Origin of the sequence: Streptomyces sp. NPDC047000, from assembly GCF_040644295.1 — a bacterium.
In the GTDB taxonomy this organism is placed as follows: domain Bacteria; phylum Actinomycetota; class Actinomycetes; order Streptomycetales; family Streptomycetaceae; genus Streptomyces.
Genome location: NZ_JBEYWE010000019.1, coordinates 121,647 through 146,178, shown reverse-complemented (window position 1 = coordinate 146,178; position 24,532 = coordinate 121,647). Strand labels below are relative to the sequence as shown.

At 70.4% G+C, this 24,532-nt stretch carries 25 protein-coding genes and 1 tRNA gene; 8 read left to right on the top strand and 18 right to left on the bottom strand.

Going from position 1 to position 24,532, the window contains the following annotated elements; all coding sequences use genetic code 11:
* Positions 1-46 precede the first annotated feature (46 nt).
* Genes ABZ862_RS26595 through ABZ862_RS26580 form a run of 4 tightly spaced genes read right to left on the bottom strand, consistent with a single transcriptional unit; the run spans position 47 to position 3,722 of the window.
* Positions 47-1,093 (bottom strand): DUF1707 domain-containing protein, encoded by a 1,047-nt coding sequence (locus ABZ862_RS26595; RefSeq protein WP_360962785.1) that lies wholly within the window; start codon positions 1,091-1,093, stop codon positions 47-49.
* A gap of 10 nt (positions 1,094-1,103) precedes the next feature.
* Positions 1,104-2,105 (bottom strand): ATP-binding cassette domain-containing protein, encoded by a 1,002-nt coding sequence (locus tag ABZ862_RS26590; RefSeq protein WP_360962783.1) that lies wholly within the window; start codon positions 2,103-2,105, stop codon positions 1,104-1,106.
* Between the two features lie 2 nt (positions 2,106-2,107).
* Positions 2,108-2,929, bottom strand: coding sequence for an ABC transporter permease (locus ABZ862_RS26585; protein ID WP_360962780.1), 822 nt, complete (start codon positions 2,927-2,929; stop codon positions 2,108-2,110).
* On the bottom strand, positions 2,922-3,722 hold the full coding sequence (locus ABZ862_RS26580) for an ABC-2 family transporter protein (protein WP_360962777.1): 801 nt from the start codon (positions 3,720-3,722) through the stop codon (positions 2,922-2,924). Before ABZ862_RS26580 ends, ABZ862_RS26585 begins: the two co-directional genes overlap by 8 nt.
* Before the next feature lie 623 nt (positions 3,723-4,345).
* On the opposite strand from ABZ862_RS26580, the gene ABZ862_RS26575 reads away from it, so the two are divergent.
* Positions 4,346-7,078 carry a transglycosylase domain-containing protein gene (locus ABZ862_RS26575; RefSeq protein ID WP_360962875.1) on the top strand — a complete coding sequence of 911 codons (2,733 nt, stop codon included), beginning with the start codon at positions 4,346-4,348 and terminating at the stop codon, positions 7,076-7,078.
* A gap of 138 nt (positions 7,079-7,216) precedes the next feature.
* Here ABZ862_RS26575 and ABZ862_RS26570 read toward each other — a convergent pair whose 3' ends face one another.
* Positions 7,217-7,573, bottom strand: a complete 357-nt coding sequence (locus tag ABZ862_RS26570) for a co-chaperone GroES (protein ID WP_360962775.1) — start codon at positions 7,571-7,573, stop codon at positions 7,217-7,219.
* A gap of 51 nt (positions 7,574-7,624) precedes the next feature.
* The gene (locus ABZ862_RS26565; RefSeq protein WP_360962772.1) at positions 7,625-7,969 is read right to left on the bottom strand and encodes a DUF3618 domain-containing protein; all 345 of its coding nucleotides are present in this window, start codon (positions 7,967-7,969) and stop codon (positions 7,625-7,627) included.
* Between the two features lie 93 nt (positions 7,970-8,062).
* Between ABZ862_RS26565 and bcp the strand changes: the two genes are divergently transcribed.
* From bcp to ABZ862_RS26545, 4 genes are all read left to right on the top strand, one after another.
* Positions 8,063-8,530 carry a thioredoxin-dependent thiol peroxidase gene (gene bcp, locus ABZ862_RS26560; RefSeq protein ID WP_360962769.1) on the top strand — a complete coding sequence of 156 codons (468 nt, stop codon included), beginning with the start codon at positions 8,063-8,065 and terminating at the stop codon, positions 8,528-8,530.
* Positions 8,531-8,644: 114 nt separating this feature from the next.
* Positions 8,645-9,304 carry an HNH endonuclease signature motif containing protein gene (locus ABZ862_RS26555; RefSeq protein WP_360962766.1) on the top strand — a complete coding sequence of 220 codons (660 nt, stop codon included), beginning with the start codon at positions 8,645-8,647 and terminating at the stop codon, positions 9,302-9,304.
* Between the two features lie 119 nt (positions 9,305-9,423).
* Positions 9,424-9,822, top strand: a complete 399-nt coding sequence (locus tag ABZ862_RS26550) for an HNH endonuclease (protein WP_360962872.1) — start codon at positions 9,424-9,426, stop codon at positions 9,820-9,822.
* Positions 9,823-9,837: 15 nt separating this feature from the next.
* A tRNA-Leu gene (locus ABZ862_RS26545) sits at positions 9,838-9,912 on the top strand.
* A gap of 55 nt (positions 9,913-9,967) precedes the next feature.
* On the opposite strand, the gene rdgB is transcribed toward ABZ862_RS26545, so the two are convergent.
* The 4 genes from rdgB to ABZ862_RS26525 form a co-directional block, all read right to left on the bottom strand.
* A complete protein-coding gene (rdgB, locus tag ABZ862_RS26540) occupies positions 9,968-10,570 on the bottom strand; it encodes an RdgB/HAM1 family non-canonical purine NTP pyrophosphatase (protein ID WP_360962763.1) in 603 nt (200 codons plus the stop codon).
* 52 nt (positions 10,571-10,622) lie between these two features.
* Complete coding sequence (locus ABZ862_RS26535) at positions 10,623-11,066, bottom strand: hypothetical protein (RefSeq protein ID WP_360962760.1); 444 nt, start codon at positions 11,064-11,066, stop codon at positions 10,623-10,625.
* A gap of 177 nt (positions 11,067-11,243) precedes the next feature.
* The gene (gene rph, locus ABZ862_RS26530; RefSeq protein ID WP_360962757.1) at positions 11,244-11,993 is read right to left on the bottom strand and encodes a ribonuclease PH; all 750 of its coding nucleotides are present in this window, start codon (positions 11,991-11,993) and stop codon (positions 11,244-11,246) included.
* A 143-nt stretch (positions 11,994-12,136) separates the two neighbouring features.
* On the bottom strand, positions 12,137-12,370 hold the full coding sequence (locus ABZ862_RS26525; protein ID WP_360962754.1) for a PTS glucose/sucrose transporter subunit IIB: 234 nt from the start codon (positions 12,368-12,370) through the stop codon (positions 12,137-12,139).
* Positions 12,371-12,649: 279 nt separating this feature from the next.
* Between ABZ862_RS26525 and ABZ862_RS26520 the strand changes: the two genes are divergently transcribed.
* Complete coding sequence (locus ABZ862_RS26520; protein ID WP_360962869.1) at positions 12,650-13,870, top strand: PTS transporter subunit EIIC; 1,221 nt, start codon at positions 12,650-12,652, stop codon at positions 13,868-13,870.
* A 356-nt stretch (positions 13,871-14,226) separates the two neighbouring features.
* Positions 14,227-15,477, top strand: coding sequence for a PTS transporter subunit EIIC (locus tag ABZ862_RS26515; RefSeq protein ID WP_360962751.1), 1,251 nt, complete (start codon positions 14,227-14,229; stop codon positions 15,475-15,477).
* 90 nt (positions 15,478-15,567) lie between these two features.
* On the opposite strand, the gene ABZ862_RS26510 is transcribed toward ABZ862_RS26515, so the two are convergent.
* Entirely contained in the window at positions 15,568-16,320 is a 753-nt protein-coding gene (locus ABZ862_RS26510) for an MBL fold metallo-hydrolase (RefSeq protein ID WP_360962748.1), read from the bottom strand.
* Between the two features lie 316 nt (positions 16,321-16,636).
* Between ABZ862_RS26510 and ABZ862_RS26505 the strand changes: the two genes are divergently transcribed.
* The gene (locus ABZ862_RS26505; protein ID WP_360962746.1) at positions 16,637-17,101 is read left to right on the top strand and encodes a type II toxin-antitoxin system PemK/MazF family toxin; all 465 of its coding nucleotides are present in this window, start codon (positions 16,637-16,639) and stop codon (positions 17,099-17,101) included.
* Between the two features lie 18 nt (positions 17,102-17,119).
* Here ABZ862_RS26505 and ABZ862_RS26500 read toward each other — a convergent pair whose 3' ends face one another.
* From ABZ862_RS26500 to ABZ862_RS26470, 7 genes are all read right to left on the bottom strand, one after another.
* Positions 17,120-17,698 (bottom strand): hypothetical protein, encoded by a 579-nt coding sequence (locus ABZ862_RS26500; RefSeq protein WP_360962744.1) that lies wholly within the window; start codon positions 17,696-17,698, stop codon positions 17,120-17,122.
* A gap of 257 nt (positions 17,699-17,955) precedes the next feature.
* Positions 17,956-20,037 (bottom strand): putative Ig domain-containing protein, encoded by a 2,082-nt coding sequence (locus ABZ862_RS26495; protein ID WP_360962741.1) that lies wholly within the window; start codon positions 20,035-20,037, stop codon positions 17,956-17,958.
* 378 nt (positions 20,038-20,415) lie between these two features.
* Positions 20,416-21,366: a cysteine synthase gene (locus ABZ862_RS26490; protein WP_360962739.1), complete on the bottom strand. Its 951-nt coding sequence runs from the start codon at positions 21,364-21,366 to the stop codon at positions 20,416-20,418.
* A 17-nt stretch (positions 21,367-21,383) separates the two neighbouring features.
* A complete protein-coding gene (locus ABZ862_RS26485) occupies positions 21,384-21,662 on the bottom strand; it encodes a MoaD/ThiS family protein (RefSeq protein ID WP_360962736.1) in 279 nt (92 codons plus the stop codon).
* 195 nt (positions 21,663-21,857) lie between these two features.
* Complete coding sequence (locus ABZ862_RS26480; protein ID WP_360962733.1) at positions 21,858-21,950, bottom strand: putative leader peptide; 93 nt, start codon at positions 21,948-21,950, stop codon at positions 21,858-21,860.
* Between the two features lie 145 nt (positions 21,951-22,095).
* Entirely contained in the window at positions 22,096-22,524 is a 429-nt protein-coding gene (locus ABZ862_RS26475) for a M67 family metallopeptidase (RefSeq protein WP_360962730.1), read from the bottom strand.
* Between the two features lie 79 nt (positions 22,525-22,603).
* Positions 22,604-24,145 (bottom strand): amino acid permease, encoded by a 1,542-nt coding sequence (locus ABZ862_RS26470; protein ID WP_360962727.1) that lies wholly within the window; start codon positions 24,143-24,145, stop codon positions 22,604-22,606.
* Between the last annotated feature and the right edge of the window lie 387 nt (positions 24,146-24,532).

Genomic DNA, 24,532 nt, shown 5'->3' with positions numbered 1-24,532 from the left:
CGGCGGGGGCGAGGGCCGGTGGTACGTACCGGCCCGCACCGGCGGTTCAGTAGTCCCCGTACCTGCGGCGCTGGCGCTGCTCGCGGCGCTCCCGGTGCCGTTCCCGGCGCTCCTCCTGGCGTTCGCGCCGTTCCTCCATCTGCTCGCGCCGCTGCTCGAGGTGCTCGTCCATCATGTCCAGGTGCTCGTCCCACACCTCGCGCCGGTCGCCCCGCCCGGCGGGGCCCAGCTCACGGCGGCCCTGCCTGCGCTCCAGCTTCTCGCGGCGCCGCTCCTCCTTCAGCCGCTGCCGCTCGGCCCGGGTGACCTTGCGCTCCACCCCGACGCCGCCCATCAGCGCGAAGCCGGTGACGATCACGCGGGGTGCGCCCGGCGCGCCCGGCTCGCCCTGCTCCCGGTGGTCGAAGCCGCCCATCAGGCCGAAGCCCCGCACCACGACCTCCACGCCCGGCGGCACGATCACATTCACCCCGCCCATGATCGCGACGCAGTTGATCTCGACCTCGCGGTCCGCGAAGTTCGCCTCGCGCAGGTCGAGTTCCCCGCCGCCCCAGAAGGCGAGGCAGTTGAAGCGCCTCGGCACGGTCCAGCGGCCCCTGCGCTCGAACCCGGACATGACGGCCACGGCCCAGTTGCCCGATCCCTCGCCGCCCACGATCCGGCTCGCCCAAGTCCCGTCGTCCACCGGCTCCTTGGTGAACGACACGGGGGACGTGGGAGCCACCGGGGACGGGGGTGTCACACCGGGGGCCGGCAGGTCGCGGGTGATCGGCGCCAGCTCCGCATAGGTCCGCGCGCCGTACGTCGTCTCCAGCCGCTCCTCGAACTCCGCCATGTCGAGGCGGCCCTCCGCGAGGGCGTCCCGCAGGACCTCGGCGACCCGCTCACGGTCGGCGTCGGAGGCGCGCAGCTCCGCCGGGTGCAGCGGGTCCGCCGGGCGGGGCTGGGACTGAGGCCCGGGCTGCGGCTCGGACTGCGGCTGCGGCTGCTGCTCGGACCGCGGCGGGGAGGGCGGCTGAGGCGGGGAGGGCCGGTCCGTGGGGTCGGGGAGATCCGGGCGGTCCGGGCGGTCCGGGACTGCGTCGTCGGTCATGGACAGCAGCCTACGAGACCGCCCTACCCGCGTACATCTTGGCGATGACCGCCTCGATGTCGGGTTCCCGCACCGAAAGGTCGACCAGCGGGTATCCGGCCGCGATCCGGGCCACCAGCGGCGCCGCCGACTCCCCCGCCGGGAACGCCAGCCACTGCCGCGGACCCTCCACCCGCACCACCCTCGCCCCGGGCACCTCCACCGGGGGCAACTCCCGCTCCAGGTCGACCACCAGGGTCCGTTCGCTGTCCCCCGCCTCGTGCAGCCCGGCGAGCGGGCCGTCGTACATCAGGCGGCCGTGGTCGATGACCATCACGCGGGAGCACAACTGCTCGATGTCCTGGAGGTCGTGCGTGGTCAGCAGCACGGTCGTGGCGCGTTCGGCGTTCAGGTCGCGCAGGAACTCCCGTACCTTCGCCTTGGAGACGACGTCCAGGCCGATCGTCGGCTCGTCGAGATAGAGGATCTCCGGGTCGTGCAGCAGGGCCGCCGCGATGTCGCCGCGCATCCGCTGACCGAGCGACAGCTGGCGTACGGGGACGTCCAGCAGGTCGGTCAGTTCGAGGAGTTGCACGAGACGGTCCAGGTTCTCGCGGTAACGGGCGTCCGGGATGCGGTACATGCGGTGCATCAGCCGGTACGAGTCGATCAGGGGAAGGTCCCACCACAGCGTCGTGCGCTGCCCGAACACCACCCCTATGCGGTGCGCCAGGCGGGTCCGTTCACGGGAGGGGTCCAGACCCGCGACCCGCAGCCGGCCGCCGCTGGGGGTGAGGATGCCCGTCAGCATCTTGATCGTCGTCGACTTGCCCGCGCCGTTCGGACCGATGTAGCCGACCATCTCGCCGCGCGCCACCCGGAACGACAGCCCGTCGACCGCCCGCACCTCGCGCCGCTCCCGCCGCAGCGGGCCCGTCCTGCGGCGCACCTCGAAGACCTTCTCGACACCGTCGAGTTCGATGAATCCGTCGGCAGGCGTCACGAAGTCGCCGTCCGTGTCCAGCAGTTGCATTCTCAGCTCCCCGTGCTCCGGTACGAACGCAGGCCCGTCCGCCACGCCAGTCCGGCCAGCGCGCAGCACCCCACCGCCACCAGGGGCGACAGGAACGCCGTCCAGTGCGGCAGACCCAGCGGATACGGCAGCCCCAGCACATAGGTCGCGGGCAGCCAGTTGACGAAGGCGAGCGGCAGGACGTACGTCACCCCGCGCACCAGTTCCCGCGCGAACACCGTCGGCGGGTACTGCAACAGCGTCGTACCGCCGTAGGTGAACGCGTTCTGCACCTCCGCCGCGTCCTGCGCCACGAACTGGAACGCCGCGCCCGCCACGAACACCGCGCAGAAGATCGCGCCGCCGCTCGCCACCGTCACCGGCATCAGCAGCAGTCTCAGCGGGGTCCAGTCGATGTCGAGGCGGGTGAGGGCGTAGCCGAGCACCAGCGTGCCCTGCGCGATGCGGCCGAGGCGCTTCAGCGCGAAGCGGTCCGCCGCGATCTGCGCGAGCACCGGCGCCGGGCGCACCAGCAGCATGTCCAGCGTGCCGTCGCGCACCCGCCGGCCGAGGCGTTCCATCGAGCCGATCGCCAGGTCCGCGACCCCGAACGCCATGCTCGCCAAACCGTAGAGGAAGGCGACCTGGGGCAGCGACCAGCCGCCGAGCGCGTCCACCCGGGAGAACATCAGCAGGATCGCCACGAAGTCGAGGATGGTCGCGACGAAGTTCCCGACGGTGGTCATGGCGAAGGACGCCCGGTACGCCATCGTGGAGCGGATCCACATCGCGGCGATCAGCCGGTAGGTGCGCAGTCCCGTGAGGACACGGCTCGTATCAGCCACCCTGCACCACCACCCGCCGGGTCGCCGCCGCCTGCACCACCCGGCCGAGTCCCAGCAGCACCACCGCCCACACGCCCTGGAGGGCGAGGGTGCCCCACGGGTCGCCGCGGCCGAGCAGGACGTCGGCGGGCGCCTGCAACAGCGACGACCACGGCAGGACCCGGGCGATCTCACCGAACACCCCCGGGAACACGTTCAGCGGCAGCAGCATCCCGGAGAAGAAGTACCCGAGGATCCACGCCATCTGCATCACACCGTCCCCGTCCAGCAGCCAGAACGCGCTCAGCGCCACCAGGAACCGGATACCGAAGCCGACGAGCATGCCCAGCGCCACCGCGACCAGGAAGGCCGCCCAGACACCGAACTCCGTCGGCAGCGCGTGCGGGAAGAACAGCGAACCGAACACGAACGGCACCACGCCGCGGCCCACCAGCTGGAACATCGCCCGTCCCACGTCGGCGGCCAGCCACCACAGCTGGAGATCGGCCGGGCGGTAGAGGTCGACGGCGATGTCCCCGGACCGGATACGCTCCATCAGTTCGCCCTCCACCCCGCCGCCCCCGATGGCCAGCGTGGACAGCAGTGCCTGGCCCAGCCAGACGTACGTCACGGCCTGGGCCTGGTCGTAGCCGCCCAGATGCGGCTTCACGTCCCAAAGCGCCAGATAGGTGTAGACGAGGATGAGGCCGAAAACAGTGTTCGTGAACACCCCCGCCGCAGTCGCCATCCGATACGTCGCGTACCGTCTGAAACCCCCTGCTGCGACGGCCGTGTACAACCGTCCCGCGCCCACTCCTGCCGCCTTTCCGCCGTATTGGCACCGAAGCGCAGGAGCCTAGTACCGGGCGGCGCGGCGGGCCACGCATTTTCCGCCCGGACACGCACCGGAATCCGGGAACGGAACGCTTGGTGGGAGAGTCTTCACCTGGGGGCGCAGAAGGCTTACGAGATCGTACGGGAACGTACGAGGTGAAACAGGAGTCCGTGCACGACATGAGCGACGAGCCGCAGCCGCAGCAGCCGACCGAGGGTCCGGCACCGAGACAGCCGCAGGCGGCGGAGGAGACGGGAACGCCGGAGGACTCGGGCGGGGAGCGCGGGCGGCGCGAGGGCGGGGGCGGCGTCCGGAACAGGGGCGGTGCGGCGGACACGGGTGCGGGCGGGGGCGGCGATGAGGTGAGCCGTGAGGCTCCCGCCGGCCCGGCGGGCCCCGGGTCCCCGAGGGCGGCGAAGGCCCCCACCCCGGCTCCGACCCAGGCCCCGGCCCCGAAGCCCGCGGCGGGTGACGCCCGGCAGTCCGGAGGCACCCCGGCCGGACCCGGCGGCGGCCGGGCGGGCCAGGGCAGCCGGGCGGGCCAGGGCAGCCAGGCGGGCCAGGCGGGCCAGGCGGGCCAGGACAATCCTGAGACCCTGCAGATCCGGAAGATCGAGGACACCCGCAAGGCTCCGCGAACCGGCGCCGCGCGGCAGTCCCCGGCCGCTCAGGACAACCCGGAGACGCTCCAGATCCGCCAGATCCCCGACAACGGCCGCACCCCGCCGACCGGGAAGAACCGCCGGCAGAATCAGCAGAACCCGCAGCAGGACGAGCCGCAGGACCACAAGACCCAGCAGATCCGCCGTCTCCCGGCCGGCGCCGCCACCCCGGCCGCAGCCGCCGCGCGCTCAGCAGCGGCCGCCGCGGGCGCCGCGGCCGCATCCCCGGCGGCCCCCACCACCGTCCTGCCGGCCGTCCCCACCACCCCCCGGCCCGGCAACGGCACCCCTCCGAACGGCACGGAGACCACCGACAGCGCCACGACCGCCGCGAACGCCGCCGACGCCGCGACCGCCACGGACGGCAAGAACGCCAAAGCCTCCAAGCGCCCCAAGCGCACCGGCTGGCGTCGGCTGCTCCCCACCTGGCGGATGGTGCTCGTCACCGTGGTCGTCGGGGTGCTGCTCCTCTTCGGGCTGTTCTTCCTCGGCTACTCGATGGTCAAGATCCCGCCCGCCAACGCGCTGGCGATGAAGCAGGCCAACGTCTACCTGTACGCGGACGGCAGCCAGATCGCCCGGGACGGTGAGATCAACCGGGAGAACGTCTCGCTCGCGCAGGTCTCCAAGGACGCCCAGCACGCCGTGCTGGCCGCCGAGGACCGGGACTTCTACACCGAGTCTGCCGTCGACCCGAAGGCGATGCTGCGCGCCGGGTGGAACACCGCGCTGGGCAAGGGCAAGCAGTCCGGCTCCACGATCACCCAGCAGTACGTGAAGAACTACTACCTCGCCCAGGAGCAGACCGTCACCCGCAAGGTGAAGGAGTTCTTCATCTCGATCAAGCTGGACCGCGAGAAGTCGAAGGACCAGATCCTCGAGGGCTACCTGAACACCAGCTACTTCGGCCGCAACGCCTACGGCATCCAGGCCGCCGCGCAGGCGTACTACGGCATGGACGCCACCGCCCTCGACCCGGCCCGCGCCGCCTACCTCGCCGCGCTGGTGAACGCGCCCAGCGAGTACGACGTGGTCGCGCACCCGGAGAACAAGTCGGCGGCCATGGCCCGCTGGAACTACGTGCTGGACGGCATGGTCACCAAGGGCTGGCTGAGCGAGTCGAAGCGGACCGGGATGAAGTTCCCGATGCCGAAGGAGCAGACCCTCTCCACCGGCTGGTCGGGGCAGCGCGGGTACCTCGTCCTCGCGATCAAGGACTATCTGACCAGCAACAAGATCCTCGACTCGGACGCCCTCGCGGCGGGCGGCTACCGCATCACGACGACCCTGGAGAAGGACAAGCAGGACGCGTTCGTGAAGGCGGTGAACGACAAGCTGATGTCCAAGCTGGACAAGAAGAACCGCAAGGTCGACTCGTACGTCCGGGCGGGCGGCGCCTCCGTCGACCCGAAGACCGGCAAGGTCGTCGCCATGTACGGCGGCATCGACTACGTGAAGCAGTACACGAACAACGCGACGCGCGGCGACTTCCAGGTCGGCTCCACGTTCAAGCCGTTCGTGTTCACCTCGGCGGTGCAGAACAGCTCGACGACCCAGTCCGGGCAGGCCATCACGCCGAACACCTACTACGACGGCACCAACAAGCGCCCCGTGCAGGGCTGGAGCGGCGGCGGCTACGCGCCGGAGAACGAGGACCAGCAGTCGTACGGCCAGATCACCGTGCGCACGGCCACCGACAAGTCGGTCAACTCGGTGTACGCCCAGATGGCGGTCGACGTGGGCCCGTCGAAGGTCAAGCAGACCGCGGTCGACCTGGGCATCCCCGCCGGGACCAAGGACCTCCAGCCGTACCCGTCGATCGCGCTCGGCACGGCCACCGCGAGCGTGCTCGACATGGCGGAGGCGTACGCGACGCTCGCCAACCACGGTGAGCACGGCACGTACACGATGGTCGACAAGATCACCAGGAACGGCACCAGGGACGTCCCGCTGCCCGCGTCCAAGGTCAAGCAGGCGGTGAGCCGGGAGGCCGCCGACACCACGACCTCCGTCCTCCAGAGCGTCGTCGACAACGGCACCGCGATCGCCGCGCAGGCCGCGGGCCGTCCGGCGGCCGGCAAGACCGGTACCGCGGAGCTGGACACGGCGGCCTGGTTCGCCGGGTACACGCCCGACCTCGCCACGGTGGTCTCGGTGATGGGCCAGGACCCGGTGACCGCCCGGCACAAGTCGCTCTACGGCGTGATGGGCCTGGAGCGCATCAACGGCGGCGGGGCGCCCACGGAGATCTGGGCCGATTACACCAAGGCGGCGCTGAAGGGGGAGCCGGTGAAGGACTTCAACCTCCAGCTCCAGGACGGCGCCGAGGAGATCGCGCCGCCCAGCATCGCGCCGAGCGGCAGCGCGTCCACGGGCCCCACGGACACCGCCACGCCGAGCACCGGCCCGACCGGCGGCGGTACGACGCCGGGCGGCACCCCCTCGCAGCCCAGCACCCCGACCCAGCCGAGCACGCCGGCCGACGGCGGTACGACGACCGGCGGGACCGGCACCGGGGGCACCACCGGGGGCGGGACCACCACGGGAGGCGGCACGACCGGCGGGGGCACCACCACCGGGGGCGGCGGCACCACGACGAACGGCGGGTTCTCGGGCGGCGTCTTCAACGGCGGCACCGGCAACGGGACCACCACGAGCTACCGCAGACAGTGACCGGCTGACGCAACGGTACGGCGACGGGCCGGTGACCCTGGGGTCACCGGCCCGTCGCCGTACCGTCCCACGTGCTGCCCGATCAGAGATACCTGATCAGAGAACTCTGACCAGAGAAGCCTGATCAGAGAAGCCTGATCAGAGATACAGGCCCGTCGAGTCCTCGGAGCCCTCGAAGCGGTCCGCGGCCACGGCGTGCAGGTCGCGCTCGCGCATCAGGACGTACGGGATGCCCCGCACCTCCACCTCCGCACGGTCCTCCGGGTCGTACAGGACCCGGTCGCCCGGCTCCACGGTCCGTACGTTCTGCCCCACCGCGACGACCTCCGCCCACGCGAGGCGGCGGCCCACGGCGGCCGTCGCGGGGATCAGGATGCCGCCGCCCGAACGACGCTCGCCCTCACCGGTCTCCTGCCGCACGAGGACGCGGTCGTGGAGCATGCGGATGGGCAGCTTGTCGTGCTGGGTGCTGGTATCGCTTCTCTTGGCGCTCACGCCTTCGAACCTACCTGCCTTTGCCGGGTTCGTACGCCGCCGGGTCGGCCGTCACTTCGCGCGGCCACGGCGCCGCGCGCCCAGGGCGAGCAGGCCCACGACCCCGACGACCACCAGCGCGGCCGGCACGATCCGCTCCGGGCGGGGCGCGCCCTCCTCGTCCACGAACTGCCGCCGGACATCGCTGACGACCCGGTTGACCTGGACGTAGGCCCGCCCGAGGGTGCGGTCGACATCGGCGGCGACCTTGGCCTTCGCGTCGCCGACGATGGTCTTCGGGTGCACGCGCACCCCGATCTCGTCGAGCGTGTCGGCCAGCGTGGCACGGCGGCGCTCGATGTCCGCCTCGATCTGCGCCGGTGTTCTGGTGTCCGGTGTGTTCGACGTGTCCGCCACCGTACGGCCTCCGAAGTCATCTGTTGCTGTTCCGGACAGTCTGTCAGCTTTGCGTTCCGTCGCATCGCCAGGCCCCCCCGATACGCTAGCCGGATGAGCGAGCGACTCGAGACCGGGGACACGGCCCCGGACTTCACCCTGCCCGACGCCGACGGCAACGAGGTGTCCCTCGCGGCCCACAAGGGCCGCAAGGTCATCGTGTACTTCTACCCCGCCGCCCTCACCCCCGGCTGCACCAAACAGGCGTGCGACTTCACCGACAACCTGGAGCTGCTGGCCGGAGCGGGTTACGACGTCATCGGCGTCTCCCCCGACAAGCCGGAGAAGCTGGCGAAGTTCCGCGAGAAGGAGAACCTGAAGGTCACCCTGGTGGCCGACCCGGACAAGAAGGTCCTGGAGGCGTACGGGGCGTTCGGCGAGAAGAAGCTCTACGGCAAGACGGTCGTCGGAGTGATCCGCTCGACGGTGGTCGTGGACGAGGAGGGCAAGGTCGAACGAGCCCTCTACAACGTCAAGGCCACCGGCCACGTAGCCAAGATCATCAAAGACCTGGGCGTCTGACCGGGCCCCGGCACGGACCCCTCCCCCGTCACACCCTCCGCCGGCGTAACCCGCCGGACCGCCGTTCGTTACTCCGTACGAGATCACGAACGTGTGGACGGAACCGGAGGGGTGATGGGGACCAGTGCGTATCCCCGGGAGCGGCTGACGGAGGCCGCCCGGGGGGCTAGGACGATGTCGGAGGCGCTCCGTGCTCTCGGGGTGGATCCGGGCAGCTCGCGGAGGGCCTACATCCGCAAGCGGATGAAGGAGTTCGGGGTGGATACTTCACACTTCGAACGCGACGGGGTCAAATGGACCAGGGAGATCCTTCATCCCGCCGTAGCCGCCTCGGCCAGTGTGTGCGAGGTGCTGCGGCGCCTCGGGCTTGATGTGACCGGCGGGCACCATACCCACATCAGCAGCCGGATCAAGGCGTACGCCATCGACACGTCCCATTTCCGGGCGTCAGCACCCGGCAGCGGAGTCCGGCGGTCCAGAGTCCCGGGAGGCCTGCTCGTCCAGCAGCCTGCCGAGTCGGCCCGGCGCGTGCCGGGCGACCGGCTCAAGCGAGCGATGACAGCGGCCGGTGTGCCGGAGCTGTGTGCGCTCTGCGGCATGGAAGCGGTCTGGCAGGGCTTTCCCCTGCCTCTCGAGGTCGACCACATCGACGGCAACTGGCGGGACAACCGCATCGGGAACCTGCGGCTTCTGTGCCCCAACTGCCACTCGACGACCGACAGCTACAGGGGACGGGGAAAGCAGCGGCCACAGACCCGAAACAGGACGTCATGAGTGAAGGGGCGCGGCCGCGGGCACGGTCCAATGCGGTCCCCTGCAGACCCGATTGCGACGCTCTGCGGCGGGCGGTCGAGCGGGCGGCATCGGTGGTGGAGGCGCTACGCGTGCTGGGCATGGCACCGTACAGCGGTCGGCAGCGCGCGCTGTTCCGTCAATGGGCGGCGGAAGACGGTCTCGATCTCTCCCACTTCCTCGGGCAGGGGCACCGGCGCGGAAAGCCGGGCACCACCCGCTCCCCCGACGACATCCTGATCAAGCACGACAGCGAGACCCGCACACGGACGCATGCGCTGCGCAGAGCGCTGCGCGCCATCGGCTTCCCGGAGGAGTGTGCCTCGTGCGGTGTGGGTCCCGAATGGTTCGGGAGGCCCATGACGCTGGAGGTCGATCACATCAACGGGGACCGGTGCGACGATCGGCGTGAGAACCTGCGGCTTCTGTGTCCCAATTGCCACGCGATCACCAGCACGTGGTGCAGAGGAGGGCGACGAGCGGTGCGCAGCGCCCAGTAGAGTATGCAGCGCTGAGGGCCCGTACCCCAGCTGGCTAGAGGGCGCCGGTTTAGGTCCGGTGTGTCGTGGGTTCAAGTCCCACCGGGCCCACAGGAAAAACAGGGCCCCGCACCTTCGATCGTGAGGTGCGGGGCATCTCCACGCGTCAGCCCAGCAGCTCACGTACCACCGGGACCAGGGCGCGGAACGCCTTGCCCCGGTGGCTGATCGTGTTCTTCTCCGCCGGGGTCAGTTCCGCGCAGGTGCGCCGCTCGCCGTCCGGCTGGAGGATCGGGTCGTAGCCGAAGCCGTTCGTGCCCGCCGGGGTGTGGCGCAGCGTGCCCTCCAGGCGGCCCTCGACGACCCGTTCCCGGCCGTCCGGCAGGGCCAGCGCCGCCGCGCAGGCGAAGTGGGCGCGGCGGTGTCCGTCGGCGATGTCGGACAGCTGGGCCAGCAGCAGCTCCAGGTTGGCCCGGTCGTCGCCGTGCTTCCCCGCCCAGCGGGCGGAGAAGATGCCGGGCGCGCCGTGCAGGACGTCGACGCACAGGCCGGAGTCGTCGGCGACCGCCGGGACGCCGGTGGCCTGTGCCAGGGCGTGGGCCTTCAGGAGCGCGTTCTCGGCGAAGGTGACGCCCGTCTCCTTGACGTCGGGGATGTCGGGGTACGCCTCCGCGCCGACGAGTTCGTGGGGCAGTCCGGCGTCGGCGAGGATCGAGCGGAGCTCGGTGATCTTTCCGGCGTTGCGGGTGGCGAGGATCAGACGGGTCATGCGTCCAGTATCCCGGCGGCGCGCCGCCGGTTCTCCGCCGCGCCGCGGGCCGTCACGACGTGCAGACCTTCGTCAGTTCGCCCGCCGCGTCCGTGACGGGGCTGATGTCGGGGGTGTCGTCGCCGTTCTCGACGGCCTTGCGGACGTTTCCCACGGCCTTCCGGAGATCGTCGACCGCCTTGTTGACGTCGGCGTTGTCCGTCTTGTCGCCTATCTTGCCGAGGTCCCGTTCGATCGCGTTGAGCGACTGGTCGGTCTGGGTGGGGTCGTCGGCCGCGTTCTCCACCGCCTGCTGGAGGTCGGTGACGCTGTCGGCGATGGAGTCGGCGGTCTGTACGCAGTCCAGGGCCTTGCCGACCGCGTCGCAGCCGGTGGTGAACCCGGCGGTGAGCAGGGTGAACGCCAGTGCGGCGGCCACTGCGGCGGCACGGGTGGTGCTACGACGTCGATCGCGTTCCCGGTCGCGTCCCGGGTGTCGGCGTCGGCTCGCGGGCATGGCTGGGTCCCCTCCCCTTGGTGGCCGGGCGCGCGGTGACTAACCGCGCGCCCGTACCGGTAGTGACGCGAGGACGGTCGGCCCGGTTGCCCGCACCGATCACTCTCTTTTGCGTCCCCTTTACCCATGCCGCGCCCCGGGATCACGCCTGGTTCAAGCCATCGGACGCGGGGCGCCTCACTGCTCGGCGGGCTCGCCCAGGGTCCTGCCGAGCGCCTCGCGCTGGAGCGACGCGAGTTCGGTGCAGCCCCCGACGGCCAGGTCCAGCAGGGCGTTGAGCTCGTCGCGCGCGAACGGCTCGGCCTCCGCGGTGCCCTGGATCTCGACGAAGCGGCCGTCGCCCGTGCAGACGACGTTCATGTCGGTCTCGGCCCTGACGTCCTCCTCGTAGCAGAGGTCGAGCAGCGGGACCGCGCCGACGATGCCGACGGAGACGGCGGACACGGTGCCGGTGAGGGGCTGGCGGCTCGCGCGGATCAGCTTCTTGCCCCGCGCCCAGGTCACCGCGTCGGCGAGGGCGACGTAGGCGCCGGTGATCGCGGCCGTGCGGGTGCCGCCGTCGGCCTGGAGGACATCGCAGTCGAGCACGACGGTGTTCTCGCCGAGCGCCTTGTAGTCGATCACCGCGCGCAGCGAGCGGCCGATCAGGCGGCTGATCTCGTGGGTGCGTCCGCCGATCCGGCCCCGGACGGACTCGCGGTCGCCGCGGGTGTTGGTGGCCCTGGGCAGCATGGAGTACTCGGCGGTCACCCAGCCCTCGCCGCTGCCCTTGCGCCAGCGCGGGACCCCTTCGGTGAAGGAGGCGGTGCAGAGGACCTTGGTGTCGCCGAAGGAGACGAGGACGGAGCCCTCGGCGTGCTTGCTCCAGCCTCGCTCGATGGTGACGGGGCGGAGCTGTTGGGGGGTTCGGCCGTCGATTCGTGACATGCGGCCGAGCCTAGTGCCCGCGGTGGGCGGGGTGGTCCGGGCCTGTGGAAAGGGACTCGTAGGAGGGAAGCCGTAGGGCCCTCCCGTGGTGGGAGGGCCCTACGGCGTGCCGGGGGCGGTCTCGCCCCGTCCGGTCATACCGGTCACATCATGTCTTCGATCTCCGCCGCGATCGGGTCGGCGTCCGTGCCGATGACGACCTGGATGGCGTTGCCCATCTTCACGACGCCGTGCGCGCCGGCGGCCTTGAGGGCGGCGTCGTCGACCAGGGAGGCATCGATCACCTCGGTGCGCAGCCGGGTGATGCAGCCCTCGATCTCCTCGATGTTCTCGATGCCGCCCAGCCCGGCGACGATCTTCTCAGCCTTGGTGGCCATGTTCTGTCTCCCTGATCCGAACTGCTTTGACGCAGTAACCCACAGTTGGCCCAACTTTGCGAGCGGTCTCGCCGCGGGTGCCGAAGGATGGCGTTCACGACCTGGCGACCGTCGTCCACGGTTGGTCTACACCACCTTGCTGGCGGTCGACAAACCGCCCCTGGTCCGCGGCAGCCCGGAGGGACGTGTATGAGCGCGGCGAGCGCAGGCAACACCGGTGGTGCTGCGGCCGGTTCGGGGCAGCTGTGGCGGCATCGGCTGTTTCAGGGCGTGCAGAAGATGGGCCGCAGTCTGCAGCTGCCGATCGCGGTGCTGCCGGCCGCCGGCATCCTGAACCGGCTCGGCCAGCCCGATGTGTTCGGGGACGACGGGCTGGGGTGGACCGATGTCTCCAAGGTGATGAAGGGCGCGGGCGGCGCGCTGCTCGACGGTTCGGTGGGGCTGCCGCTGCTGTTCTGCGTGGGCGTCGCGATCGGGATGGCGAAGAAGGCGGACGGCTCGACGGCGCTGGCGGCGGTGGCCGGTTTCCTCGTCTACTACGGCGTGCTGCACCAGTTCCCACAGGACTGCCCCGCCGGCTCGAAGGTGCTGCCCGGCGTCGGCTGCCAGGTGAGCGCCGGCTCGGTGTCGACGTTCACCTTCCAGAACCCGGGGGTGTTCGGAGGGATCGTTCTCGGCCTGATGTCCGCCTTCTTCTGGGCCCGGTTCCACCGGACGAAGCTGGTGGACTGGCTGGGCTTCTTCAACGGGCGGCGGCTCGTGCCGATCATCATGTCGTTCGCGGCCATCGGATTCGCGGTGCTGTGTCTGTGGGTGTGGCCGCCGATCGGTGACGCGTTGCAGAGTTTCAGCGACTGGCTGAGCGGTCTGGGCTCCTGGGGCGCGGGGGTGTTCGGTGTCGCGAACCGGGCGCTGCTGGTGGTGGGCCTGCACCAGTTCCTGAACGTGCCCATCTGGTTCCAGTTCGGCAGCTACACGCTGCCCGACGGCACGGTGGTGCACGGCGACATCAACATGTTCCTGGCGGGCGACCCGCACGCGGGCCAGTTCACGTCGGGCTTCTTCCCCATCATGATGTTCGCGCTCCCGGCGGCCGCCCTGGCCATCACGCACACGGCCAGGCCGCACCGCCGCAAGGAGGTGGGCGGCCTGATGCTGTCGGTGGCGCTGACGTCGTTCGTGACCGGCATCACCGAGCCGATCGAGTACTCGTTCCTCTTCATCGCCCCGCTGCTGTACGCCGCGCACGCGCTGCTGACGGGCGTGTCGATGGCGGTGACCTGGGGGCTCGGGGTGCACGACGGGTTCAGCTTCTCCGCCGGTCTGATCGACTACGTCATCAACTGGAACCTGGCGACCAGACCGTGGGCGATCATCCCGATCGGGCTGGCGTTCGCGGCGGTCTACTACGCGGTCTTCCGGTTCGCCATCACGAGATTCGACCTGAAAACGCCGGGCCGGGAGCCCGAGGACGAGGTCGAGGACACCACCAGGGTCTGAGAGGGGACTCTCTTCACCGAAACGCCCGAAAGCCTCATCGCGGCCGTACCACAAGGCCCCGGTCCGGTCGACCGGAAGTCGACCGGACCGGGGCCTTCGCCATGCATCCCGGCACCCCGCGGACGAGGGGCCGAGCGACCCGGAACGCCCTCCGTCCGGCCCGCCCTTCGGCCCTCCACAGCACCCCTCACCTCGGCTTTCAATGCCTTTGAGAAGTTGCTGCGAATCCTCCATTTTTCCCCGTGAAGACCGTAATCAAACCGTAGTGGGCCGCACGGGTTCCTTATCTCGCCTTCATCGTGCTACAACAGGTCTACACCACTGAGTGGTGTAGACCACCACCCGATGGAGGAGCTATGAGCACCGCCAGCGCGCCAGCGGCGGCACCCGCAAAGAAGCGGGGATCCGGCCTGATCCAGGGCCTGCAGAAAGTGGGCCGCAGCCTGCAGCTTCCGATCGCCGTCCTTCCGGCGGCCGGTATCCTGCTGCGGTTCGGCCAGGCCGACATCCATGACAAGTGGAACCTGCCCGACAAGGTCACGGCGGTGTTCTCCACCGCCGGTGGAGCGATCTTCGACAACCTGCCGCTGCTGTTCTGCATCGGTGTCGCGATCGGCTTCGCCAAGAAGGCGGACGGCTCCACGGCCCTCGCCGGCCTGGTCGGCTTCCTCGTCTACAGCAACGTCCTCAAGGCGTTCCCGGTCACCGAGGCCAAGGTCCAGGCGGGTGCGGACATAGCCGCCACCTACAACAACCCGGGCGTCCTCGGCGGCATCCTGATGGGTCTGCTGTCCGCGGTGATGTGGCAGCGCTTCCACCGCACCAAGCTGGTCGACTGGCTCGGCTTCTTCAACGGCCGCCGTCTCGTCCCGATCATCATGGCCTTCCTCGGCACCGCCATGGGTGTCTTCTTCGGCCTGGTCTGGAAGCCGATCGGCACGGGCATCTCCAACTTCGGCGAGTGGGTCACCGGCCTCGGCGCCCTGGGTGCCGGTCTGTTCGGCGCCATCAACCGCGCGCTGATCCCGGTCGGCATGCACCAGTTCGTGAACGCCGTCTCCTGGTTCCAGATCGGTGACTTCAAGAACTCCGCCGGCACCGTCGTCCACGGTGACCTCAACCGCTTCTTCGCGGGTGACCCGACCGCCGGACAGTTCATGTCGGGCTTCTTCCCCATCATGATGTTCGGTCTGCCGGCCGCCGCCCTGGCCATCGCGCACACCGCCCGCCCCGAGCGCCGCAAGGCCGTCATGGGCATGATGATCTCGGTCGCGCTGACCTCGTTCGTGACCGGTGTGACCGAGCCGATCGAGTTCTCGTTCATGTTCATCGCGCCGCTGCTCTACGCGATCCACGCGGTGCTCACCGCCCTGTCCATGGCGATCACCTGGGCCCTCGGTGTCCACGCCGGCTTCACCTTCTCCGCCGGTCTGATCGACTACGCGCTGAACTGGAACCTGGCGACCAAGCCGTGGCTGATCATCCCGATCGGCCTGGTGTTCGCGGCGATCTACTACTTCGTCTTCCGCTTCGCCATCCTCAAGTTCGACCTTCAGACCCCGGGCCGTGAGCCCGAGGAGGAGCTCGAGGACATCACCAAGGCGTGACCCCGCGCCCCACGTGACGAAAGCCCCCGGAGCCTCGCTCCGGGGGCTTTCCCGTGTCCGGGGTCGGTGTCTCACACCTCGTACGGCGTCTCACACCTCGTACGTCGCCCTCGGCACCGCCAGTTCCACCGGGCCGCCGAAGACGGCGCGGGCGTCGGCGAGGTTGACCTCGGCGTCGGTCCACGGCGGGATGTGAGTGAGCAGCAGCCGCCGGGCCCCGGCCCGCGCGGCGGTCTCGCCCGCCTCGCGGCCGTTGAGGTGGAGGCCCGGGATGTCCTCCTTGCCGTGCGTGAACGCCGCCTCGCACAGGAACAGGTCGGTGTCACGGGCGAGTTCGTCCAGCGCCGGGGAGAGGCCGGTGTCCCCGGAGTACGTCAGCGACCGGCCGCCGTGCTCGACCCGGATGCCGTAGGTCTCCACGGGATGCGCCACGCGGTCCACATGCACCGTGAAGGGGCCGATGTCGAGGACCGACGGCTTGACGGTGTGGAAGTCGAAGACCTCGCTCATGGACGACGCCGACGGCGTGTCCGCGTACGCCGTGGTCAGCCGGTGCTCGGTGCCCTCGGGGCCGTAGACCGGGAGCGGTGCGGCCCGGCCGCCGTCGTGGCGGTAGTAGCGCGCGACGAAGTACGCACACATGTCGATGCAGTGATCGGGGTGCAGATGGCTGAGAAAGATCGCGTCGAGGTCGTAGAGACCGCAGTGGCGCTGCAACTCGCCCAGGGCGCCGTTGCCCATGTCGAGCAGCAGCCGGAAGCCGTCGGCCTCGACGAGGTAGCTCGAACAGGCCGATTCCGCGGACGGGAACGACCCCGAGCAGCCGACGACGGTGAGCTTCATAAAGCAGAAACCTCCGCTGGCGGATGAGAGGAACCGGGCGACCGGGCGGAGCCGGAGAGACGGACCCGGAGGGCTGGACAAGGGGTTTCGGGGGTGTGAGGGGGTCGTGACGGGACCATGGCGCGGGCCGTGGCGCGGGCCATGGCGAAAGTCGTGCGGTCCGTCGAGCCTAAGCCGCGGAACCCGGCGTCGCTCCCCTGTCAAGGGCCGTTGTGGGCGAACTCACCTGTGCTGTCACCGGTTCGGCTGGAAGCGGGGTGTGTGAGGTACGTCAGGGGGCGCGCACGGTCTTCCGCACGCCGGTACCGTCGTCCGCATGGACAGGTCATGGTGGCTGGCGCTTGCCGCGGTGGTACTGCTCGCCCTCGTCGCGACACTGGTCGACGGCTGGGGGCGGGGACGCCGGCCGCGCGGCAGACGGACCCGCCCGCCCGGCCGTCCCGGAGGACGCGCGGGGGAACGCGGCGTCGGCCGGCCGCGGCCCGCGGAGATCTGGTGGGCCTGCGTCCCCTTCGAGGACGGTCCCGGCGCCAAGGACCGGCCGTGCCTGGTGCTGTCGGTACGGGGTGACCGGGCGCTGGTCGTGAAGATCACCAGCCGCCGTCACGAGGAACTGGCCGGGGTGATCCCCCTGCCGCCCGGCTCGGTGGGCGATCCGCAGGGGCGGGCGAGCTTCCTGCAGACCGGTGAGCTGCGCGAGGTGCCGGTACGGGAGTTCCGGCGCCGGGAGGGCGTGGTGGACGCGGCGCTGTGGGACCGGGTACGGCACCTGGCCGCGTGAGCGGGACGGGGGCCCAGGTCAGCTCCCCCGCACCGTCACGGTGACCGCCCACTCCACGATCCCCTTGCAGGCCATGCGGTTCGGGCCGCTCGCGCACAGCGGCCGGGACGAGGTGAGGTGGGCGGTGCCGGTGCCGGTGGCCCGGTAGGCGGCGTTCGCGTCACCCGGCAGGACGGCGAAGCCGGCGTTGACCGCCTCCAGGGTCGCGGTGCCCTTCACCCTGACGGACGACCAGGGACGGTCCTTGCTGCCGTCCAGGTTCACCCGGACCTCGCCGCCCTCCGTCAGGCAGACGGTGTGTCCGTTGTCGGCGGCGGTCAGGGTGACCGTATCGGCGCAGTGGCCGGGAACGGTGGAGGTGCTCGGGGAGACCGGTGGGGTGGGTGAGGCGGGGGGTGTCACCGAGGTGGACGGTGACGGCGTGGCAGAAGACGGGGACGGGGAGGGCGATGGGGTCGGTGACGCCGAGGCCGGTGGCACTGTCGTCTTCCCGTCAGCCGCCGTACCGCCGCCGCCCGACGAGCCGCAGCCCGTCAGCAGCAGCGCCGACACCGCCACGGCGGTCATGGTGGTCGGAAGGAACGTCGTACGACGCATGGTGCGGCCGCCTCTCTGCCGTTGCCCCGGGCCTGCGCCCCGTGCTCCGGGCGCTGTGCCCCGGACTGTCAAGGGTTTCCCTGTTGCCCGTGGTTGCCCGTTGTCACGCGGGGTTGCCCGTTGTCGCCCCTTGGACGTGTCTCCCCCGCATCAGGATCCCCGTGACGGCGTGTCGCACGGCGGCGACGCGAGGGCCCCGGCCGGTGACTCACCCGGCCGGGGCCCCTTCAGCCCGTGTCGGCTGTCGTACGACGCGGTCAGCCGGTCGTCACCGCGGTGTCGTCGAGGACGAAGCTGGTCTGGAGCGAGGAGTCCTCGACGCCGCTGAACTTCAGCGTGACCGTGGAGCCCGCGTAGGAGGACAGGTCGAAGGACTTCTGGGCGTAGCCGGAGGCGGCGTTGAGGTTGGAGTACGTCGCCAGGGTCGTCGAACCGGCGGTCACCGTCAGCTTGTCGTACGCCGTGCTGGTGGTGGTCTCCGAGGTGTCGACGTGCAGGTAGAAGGTGAACGTGGCCTTGCAGCCGGACGGGACGGTCACCGACTGGGAGAGCGTGTCGGTGTGGGTGGAGCCGTAGCCGTCGAGCCAGGCGTAGTAGGAACCGCCGTGCGCCGCCTCGCTGCTGGAGTTGGTGATGACACCGCTGGACGCCGTCCAGGTGGTGCTGCCCGACTCGAAGCCCGCGTTGCCCAGCAGCTGCGTGGAGGTGCAGGTGCCGCCGCCGGACGAGCTGACCGTCCAGGTGAAGGACGCCGAGCCGGTCGCGCCGGTGGAGTCGGTGGCCGTGACGGTCGTGCTGTAGGTGCCCGCGGTGGACGCCGTACCCGAGATCAGGCCGGTCGAGCTGCTGATGGAGAGCCCGGTGGGCAGCCCCGAGGCGCTGTAGGTGAGGGTCGCGCCCGCGCTGTCGCTCGCCGAGATCTGCAGGCTGACCGAGCCGCCGGTCGTCGTGGACTGGCTGCCGGGGCTGGTGACGGTCACCGTGTTGCCGGTGCTGGTGCCGGAGGTGAAGGCGGCGGTGCCGTTGGGGGTGCCCCAGCCGGTCGGGCCGTCGTAGCCGGTGGCGGCGGTGCAGAAGTACGAGGTGGAGCAGGAGCCGTTGTTGCCGCTCGTCACGTCGTACAGGTTGGAGGTGTGGGAGTAGGGGTACTTCGCCGGGTAGTCGGCGGAGCCCGGGGTGCCCGCGAGGGCGTAGACGCCGGCGACGATCGGGGCGGAGGCGCTGGTGCCGCCGTAGACCGCCCAGCCGGAGCCGCCGTAGGTGTCGTAGACGGCGACGCCGGTGGCCGGGTCGGCGACCGCGGCGACGTCGGCCTCCATGCGCTTGGTGCAGCCGGTGTCGGTCTGCCAGCTCGGCTTGGCGTCGTAGGCGGAGCAGCCGGAGCCGGTGCCCTCGGTGCTGGACGTCTTCCACACGGACTCGGTCCAGCCGCGGGAGTTGGAGGACGTGGAGAGCGCGGTGCCGCCGACGGCGGTCACGTACTGGGAGGTCGCCGGGTACTCGGCGCCGTAGCCGCTGTCACCGGAGGAGACGGTGATGGCGACGCCCGGGTGCTTGAAGTAGCTGGTGTCCTCGCTGGTCTGGGAGGACGCCTCGGAGCCGCCCCAGCTGTTGGAGACGAACTTGGCGCCGAGGGTGACGGCCTCGTTCTCGGCGGTGCCGAGGTCGGAGTCGTTCGCGGAGCTGGCCTCGACGAGGATGATGTTGCAGTTGGGGCAGACCGCGCTGACCATGTCGATGTCCAGCGCCTCCTCCCCGGCCCAGCCGGAGTCGTTGGAGGGCAGGGAGCTGGTGGAGCCGGTCTGGCTGACCTGCTTGAAGCAGCCGTTGGCCTTGGTGCAGGCGGACAGGCCGTAGGTGGAGCGGTAGGTGGCCAGGTCCGACTCGGCGTTGGGGTCGTTGTAGGCGTCGACGACGGCGACGGTCAGTCCGGAACCGCCGGTCGAGGGCAGGTTGTAGGCGCTGTGCAGGTTGGCCGGGCTGAGGCCGGAGGGCGCCGCGGCCAGGGCGGCGGAGAGCCGCTGCTTGATGTCGGTGCGCCGCTGGGCGAAGCAGGAGGCGTGACCGGCGCTCGGGGTGCCGCAGAGGTGGGTGGTGGGCACCTTCTGGCCGGCCTTGCCGGTGGCGTGGAAGGTCTGCCGGTCCGGGGCGGTGAGGGCCTTGGCGTTCTGGGTGGTGCGGGAGGTGTGGCCGGCCGTCGCGGCGGCGGGCTGGGCCCCGGCCGCGGGGGCCGCCATCAGGCCGGCGACGGTGAGGGCGAGGGCGGGGAGTACGGCGGCGAGGAGTCTTCGCGGACTGCGCCGGCGTGTGCTCGGGCGTGCTTCACGCTGGGGGGTCATGGGGGTGCTGCCTCCATCGGTGGGGTAGAAAGGCAGGCCAGCCCGTGACGCGCGTAGCGGCGGCAGAGTGCGCGATCATGAGCATGACATTCAGACGCCCTGTCACCCCGCTGAGCATGGCATGACAAGACGGGCCGAACGTAGCCCGGCCCGCCGGTCCCCCGGCACCCCGCGAAGGACATCTTTACCGCGCCATGTGCGACGCTTGGCCCCCTCGTAGGAGGGGGTTGGCGCGTCGATGACGTACCGGGTGGGAAGGGGTCTACGCGCGCAGCATCCGCGCGTACGGCGCCCACGCATCCGGCGCCGGGGTGCTCACCGGCGCCTGCGGCCTCCGTACGCCCGGTACCGGAACGCCCGGCCGTCCGCTGCCGCCGGTCACGCCCACAGCTGTCCGTGCAGCGTTTCGATGGCCTCCTCGGTGGTGGCCGCCGTGTAGACCCCGGTGGACAGGTACTTCCAGCCGCCGTCGGCGACGACGAAGACGATGTCGGCGCTCTCGCCCGCCTTGACCGCCTTCCTGCCGACGCCGATCGCCGCGTGCAGGGCGGCACCGGTGGAGACGCCCGCGAAGATGCCCTCCTGCTGGAGGAGTTCACGGGTGCGGGTGACCGCGTCGGCCGAGCCGACCGAGAAGCGGGTGGTGAGCACGGAGGCGTCGTACAGCTCCGGCACGAAGCCCTCGTCGAGGTTGCGCAGGCCGTACACCAGGTCGTCGTAGCGCGGCTCGGCGGCGACGATCTTCACGTCCGGCTTGTGCTCGCGCAGGTACCGGCCGACGCCCATCAGGGTGCCGGTGGTGCCCAGGCCGGCGACGAAGTGCGTGACGGACGGGAGGTCGGCGAAGATCTCCGGGCCGGTGGTGGCGTAGTGGGCGCCCGCGTTGTCCGGGTTGCCGTACTGGTAGAGCATCACCCAGTCGGGGTGCTCGGCGGACAGTTCCTTGGCGACGCGCACGGCCGTGTTGGAACCGCCCGCGGCCGGGCTGGGGATGATCTCCGCACCCCACATGCCCAGCAGGTCACGGCGTTCCTGGGAGGTGTTCTCGGGCATCACGCACACCATGCGGTAACCCTTGAGCCTGGCCGCCATCGCCAGCGAGATGCCGGTGTTGCCGGAGGTCGGCTCCAGGATCGTGCAGCCCGGGGTGAGACGGCCGTCCTTCTCGGCCTGCTCGATCATGAACAGGGCGGGACGGTCCTTGACGGAGCCTGTCGGGTTGCGGTCCTCGAGCTTCGCCCAGATCCGGACGTCGGCGGACGGCGACAGCCGCGGCAGGAGCACCAGCGGGGTGTTGCCCACCGCGGCCAGGGGAGAGTCGTAGCGCATCGGGGATCAGCGGCCGATCAGGCCATGCCGCCGGCGACGGCGGGCAGGATCGTCACGTTGTCGCCGTCGGCCACCTTGGTGTTGATGCCCTCCAGGAAACGGACGTCCTCGTCGTTCAGGTAGACGTTGACGAAGCGGCGCAGCTCGCCGTCGTCGACGATGCGCGCCTGGATGCCCGCGTGCCGGGTCTCGAGGTCGGCGAGGAGATCGGCGAGGGTGGCACCGGTGCCCTCCACCGCCTTCTGGCCCTCGGTGTACTGGCGGAGGATGGTGGGGATGCGGACCTCGATGGCCATGGTGTCGGGCTCCTGTCGGATGTTTCGGCTGTGTCGCCGGTGTCGTCTGTGGCGTCTGCGGCGTCTGGTCGTCGGCGGTTCTGGGGCGCGCGTGCGGGGTTCCCCGGGGACCCGGGCGGGCACGGGCACGGATTCTGGCGCGGACTCGGGCACGGGGGAGCGCCGCGGCCTCACGGCGGCACGGCGGCAGGGACGTCAAATGGCGCTGTTCATCCTGCAGAGATCGACGTGCAGCCGCGCCACGAGCAGCATGCCCGGCGCGTTCTCGCTCACGTCGTGAAGAACCATGGGCTCATCGTATCGATTCCCGGTCCGGGTACTGGAATGTGATCTCATTCTTCGGACGGTTTTCATCCGCGGTTCGAGACGACCGGCCCTTGCGGGGGCGTACGGGATCTGATAATCGGCGCTTCGCGGTGGGCGCCGGTACGGATCAGTACGCGTCGACGATCTTGACCTCCTCCTCCTCGGTGACCTCGCCCTCCTGGATACGGAACGAGCGGAACTGGAACTCGCCGAGGCCCTCGGTGTCGGCCGTGGAGACGATCACGTAGTGGGTGTACGGCTCGTTCGCGTACGAGATGTCGGTGCGGGACGGGTACGCCTCGGTGCCGGTGTGGGAGTGGTAGAAGACCACCGGGACCTCGTCGCGGACCCGCATCTCCTCGTACAGGGCGTACAGGCCGTCCGAGCTGTACTGGTAGAACGTGGGCGAGCGGGCCTCGTTCAGCATGGGGATGAAACGTTCCGGGCGGTCGCTGCCGTCGTCGGGACCCGCGATGGCGCCGCACGCCTCGTCGGGGTGGTCCTTGCGCGCGTGGGCGACGATCCTGTCGTAGAGGTCGCGGGTGATGGTGAGCATGCGCTCAGGATAAGCAGAGGGCCACCCCGTACCGACAGGTGGTACGGGGTGGCCCGGATGACGGACGGCGCCGACGGGGTCAGCGGATCTCGGCAGCGGCCTCCGCGCCGGCGTCGGCCCCGGTCGCGGTCGCGTCCGCGCCGGTCACGGTGTCGTCGGTGGCGTCCGGCCTGACGACCACCTCGGCCGGGAGCGGCGCCGTCCGGCGGGCGGCGGCCTCGGGGTGACGGACGCGCAGGGCGGCCCAGCCGACGGCGAGGGCGGCGGCCCAGCCCGCCATGACGTAGAGGCAGACGCGGGCGTCGGCGTCGTAGGCGATCTCGCCGGTGACGAAGAGCAGGAAGGCGACGGCGACCCAGCTGAACACCGAACCGCCGGGCGCCGGGAAGGCGGAGGCGGGCAGCCGGCCGGCCTTGACCGCCCGGCGGTAGAGGATGTGGCTGACCAGGATCATCAGCCAGGTCCAGATGCCGGCGGCGGTGGCGACGGAGGTGACGTAGCCGAACGCCTTCTCCGGGACGACGTAGTTGAGGACCACGCCGATGGCCATGAAGCCGACGGAGACGGTGATGCCGAACGCCGGGGTCCTGGACGCCGAGAGCTTCTTGAACGCGGCCGGGGCCTCACCGTTGTCGGCGAGGGTGCGCAGCATCCGGCCGGTGGAGTACATGCCGGAGTTGCAGGAGGACAGCGCCGCGGTGAGCACCACGAAGTTGACGATGCCGGCGCCGGCCGGGATGCCGATGACGGCGAACGCCTTCACGAACGGACTGACGCCGGGCGCGAACTCGGTCCACTTGACCACGCAGAGGATGACGGTCAGGGCGCCGACGTAGAACAGCGCGATGCGCCAGGGCAGGGTGTTGATCGCCTTGGGGAGCGTCTTCTCCGGTTCCTCGGACTCCCCGGCGGTCACCCCGACGAGTTCGACGGCCAGGTAGGCGAACATGACGCCCTGAAGGGTCATCAGGGAGGAGCCGACGCCCTTGGGGAAGAAGCCGTCGAACTGCCAGAGGTTGGCTACGTGGGCGGTGTCCCCGGCGGCGCTGAAGCCGAAGGTCAGCACACCGAGACCGATCACGATCATGCCGATCAGCGCGGTGACCTTGACCATCGAGAACCAGAACTCCAGCTCGCCGAAGAGCTTCACGGAGATCAGGTTGACGGCGAACAGGACCAGCAGGAAGACCAGGGCCGTCACCCACCGGGGGATGCCCGGGAACCAGTAGTTGACGTAGATCGCGGCGGCGGTCAGCTCGGCCATGCCGGTGACGACCCACATCAGCCAGTACGTCCAGCCGGTGAAGAAGCCGAAGAACGGGCCGCAGAACTCCCGGGAGTACTCGGCGAACGAGCCCGACACCGGGCGGTAGAGCAGGAGTTCGCCCAGGGCCCGCATGATGAAGAAGACGATCGCGCCCGCCACCGCGTACATCACGATGAGGCTGGGACCGGCCTTGGCGATGTTCGCCCCGGCTCCGAGGAACAGACCGACGCCGATGGCTCCGCCGATCGCGATCATCTGTACCTGGCGGCTGCCGAGTCCGCGTTCGTAGCCCTCTTCCGAGGTGCCCGCCTCCGGCGTGGCCGCGGCTCTTTCGGTGACCTTCTCCGAGGTCATGTGTGTGGCCCTTTCTCCATCCATGCCGGACCGGACCGCCGAACGGCTCCGGACCGCATCTCGATCCCCCCGGACTGCTGGAGCGGTGCCTGGCCGGCGGTCACCGGCACGACAGGCGCACCCGGCCGGACCTGGGTGGTGTCCGTGCCGAGTGATCGTGAAGGTTTACCACGGTCGCATTCGTGATCGTCCCCAGCGGCTGTGGCACACGGCACGGACATAAAGGACGGAAAATGTCCGCGAAGGACAGAACAGGCCGGATCGATAACGCGATCGTTATCCGGATTTGAGCATCCTCTGAGCGAACACGGCGCCCGCGGTCGTAGGAACGCACGCAACGGGGGGCACGGGCGCGCCACCCGGGGCGCCGCCCGGGGCGCCGGCGCC

What these genes read in the sequence shown, in the direction of transcription:
- ABZ862_RS26550 (WP_360962872.1), top strand. Translation starts at nt 9,424, where the DNA reads ATGGCACCGTACAGCGGTCGGCAGCGCGCGCTGTTCCGTCAATGGGCG.
- ABZ862_RS26555 (WP_360962766.1), top strand. Translation starts at nt 8,645, where the DNA reads ATGGGGACCAGTGCGTATCCCCGGGAGCGGCTGACGGAGGCCGCCCGG.
- ABZ862_RS26525 (WP_360962754.1), bottom strand. Translation starts at nt 12,370, where the DNA reads ATGGCCACCAAGGCTGAGAAGATCGTCGCCGGGCTGGGCGGCATCGAG.
- ABZ862_RS26500 (WP_360962744.1), bottom strand. Translation starts at nt 17,698, where the DNA reads ATGCGTCGTACGACGTTCCTTCCGACCACCATGACCGCCGTGGCGGTG.
- ABZ862_RS26495 (WP_360962741.1), bottom strand. Translation starts at nt 20,037, where the DNA reads ATGACCCCCCAGCGTGAAGCACGCCCGAGCACACGCCGGCGCAGTCCG.
- ABZ862_RS26535 (WP_360962760.1), bottom strand. Translation starts at nt 11,066, where the DNA reads ATGCCCGCGAGCCGACGCCGACACCCGGGACGCGACCGGGAACGCGAT.
- rdgB (WP_360962763.1), bottom strand. Translation starts at nt 10,570, where the DNA reads ATGACCCGTCTGATCCTCGCCACCCGCAACGCCGGAAAGATCACCGAG.
- bcp (WP_360962769.1), top strand. Translation starts at nt 8,063, where the DNA reads ATGAGCGAGCGACTCGAGACCGGGGACACGGCCCCGGACTTCACCCTG.
- ABZ862_RS26490 (WP_360962739.1), bottom strand. Translation starts at nt 21,366, where the DNA reads ATGCGCTACGACTCTCCCCTGGCCGCGGTGGGCAACACCCCGCTGGTG.
- ABZ862_RS26515 (WP_360962751.1), top strand. Translation starts at nt 14,227, where the DNA reads ATGAGCACCGCCAGCGCGCCAGCGGCGGCACCCGCAAAGAAGCGGGGA.
- ABZ862_RS26475 (WP_360962730.1), bottom strand. Translation starts at nt 22,524, where the DNA reads ATGCTCACCATCACCCGCGACCTCTACGACAGGATCGTCGCCCACGCG.
- ABZ862_RS26470 (WP_360962727.1), bottom strand. Translation starts at nt 24,145, where the DNA reads ATGACCTCGGAGAAGGTCACCGAAAGAGCCGCGGCCACGCCGGAGGCG.
- ABZ862_RS26595 (WP_360962785.1), bottom strand. Translation starts at nt 1,093, where the DNA reads ATGACCGACGACGCAGTCCCGGACCGCCCGGACCGCCCGGATCTCCCC.
- ABZ862_RS26505 (WP_360962746.1), top strand. Translation starts at nt 16,637, where the DNA reads ATGGACAGGTCATGGTGGCTGGCGCTTGCCGCGGTGGTACTGCTCGCC.
- rph (WP_360962757.1), bottom strand. Translation starts at nt 11,993, where the DNA reads ATGTCACGAATCGACGGCCGAACCCCCCAACAGCTCCGCCCCGTCACC.
- ABZ862_RS26510 (WP_360962748.1), bottom strand. Translation starts at nt 16,320, where the DNA reads ATGAAGCTCACCGTCGTCGGCTGCTCGGGGTCGTTCCCGTCCGCGGAA.
- ABZ862_RS26520 (WP_360962869.1), top strand. Translation starts at nt 12,650, where the DNA reads ATGGGCCGCAGTCTGCAGCTGCCGATCGCGGTGCTGCCGGCCGCCGGC.
- ABZ862_RS26590 (WP_360962783.1), bottom strand. Translation starts at nt 2,105, where the DNA reads ATGCAACTGCTGGACACGGACGGCGACTTCGTGACGCCTGCCGACGGA.
- ABZ862_RS26480 (WP_360962733.1), bottom strand. Translation starts at nt 21,950, where the DNA reads ATGGTTCTTCACGACGTGAGCGAGAACGCGCCGGGCATGCTGCTCGTG.
- ABZ862_RS26485 (WP_360962736.1), bottom strand. Translation starts at nt 21,662, where the DNA reads ATGGCCATCGAGGTCCGCATCCCCACCATCCTCCGCCAGTACACCGAG.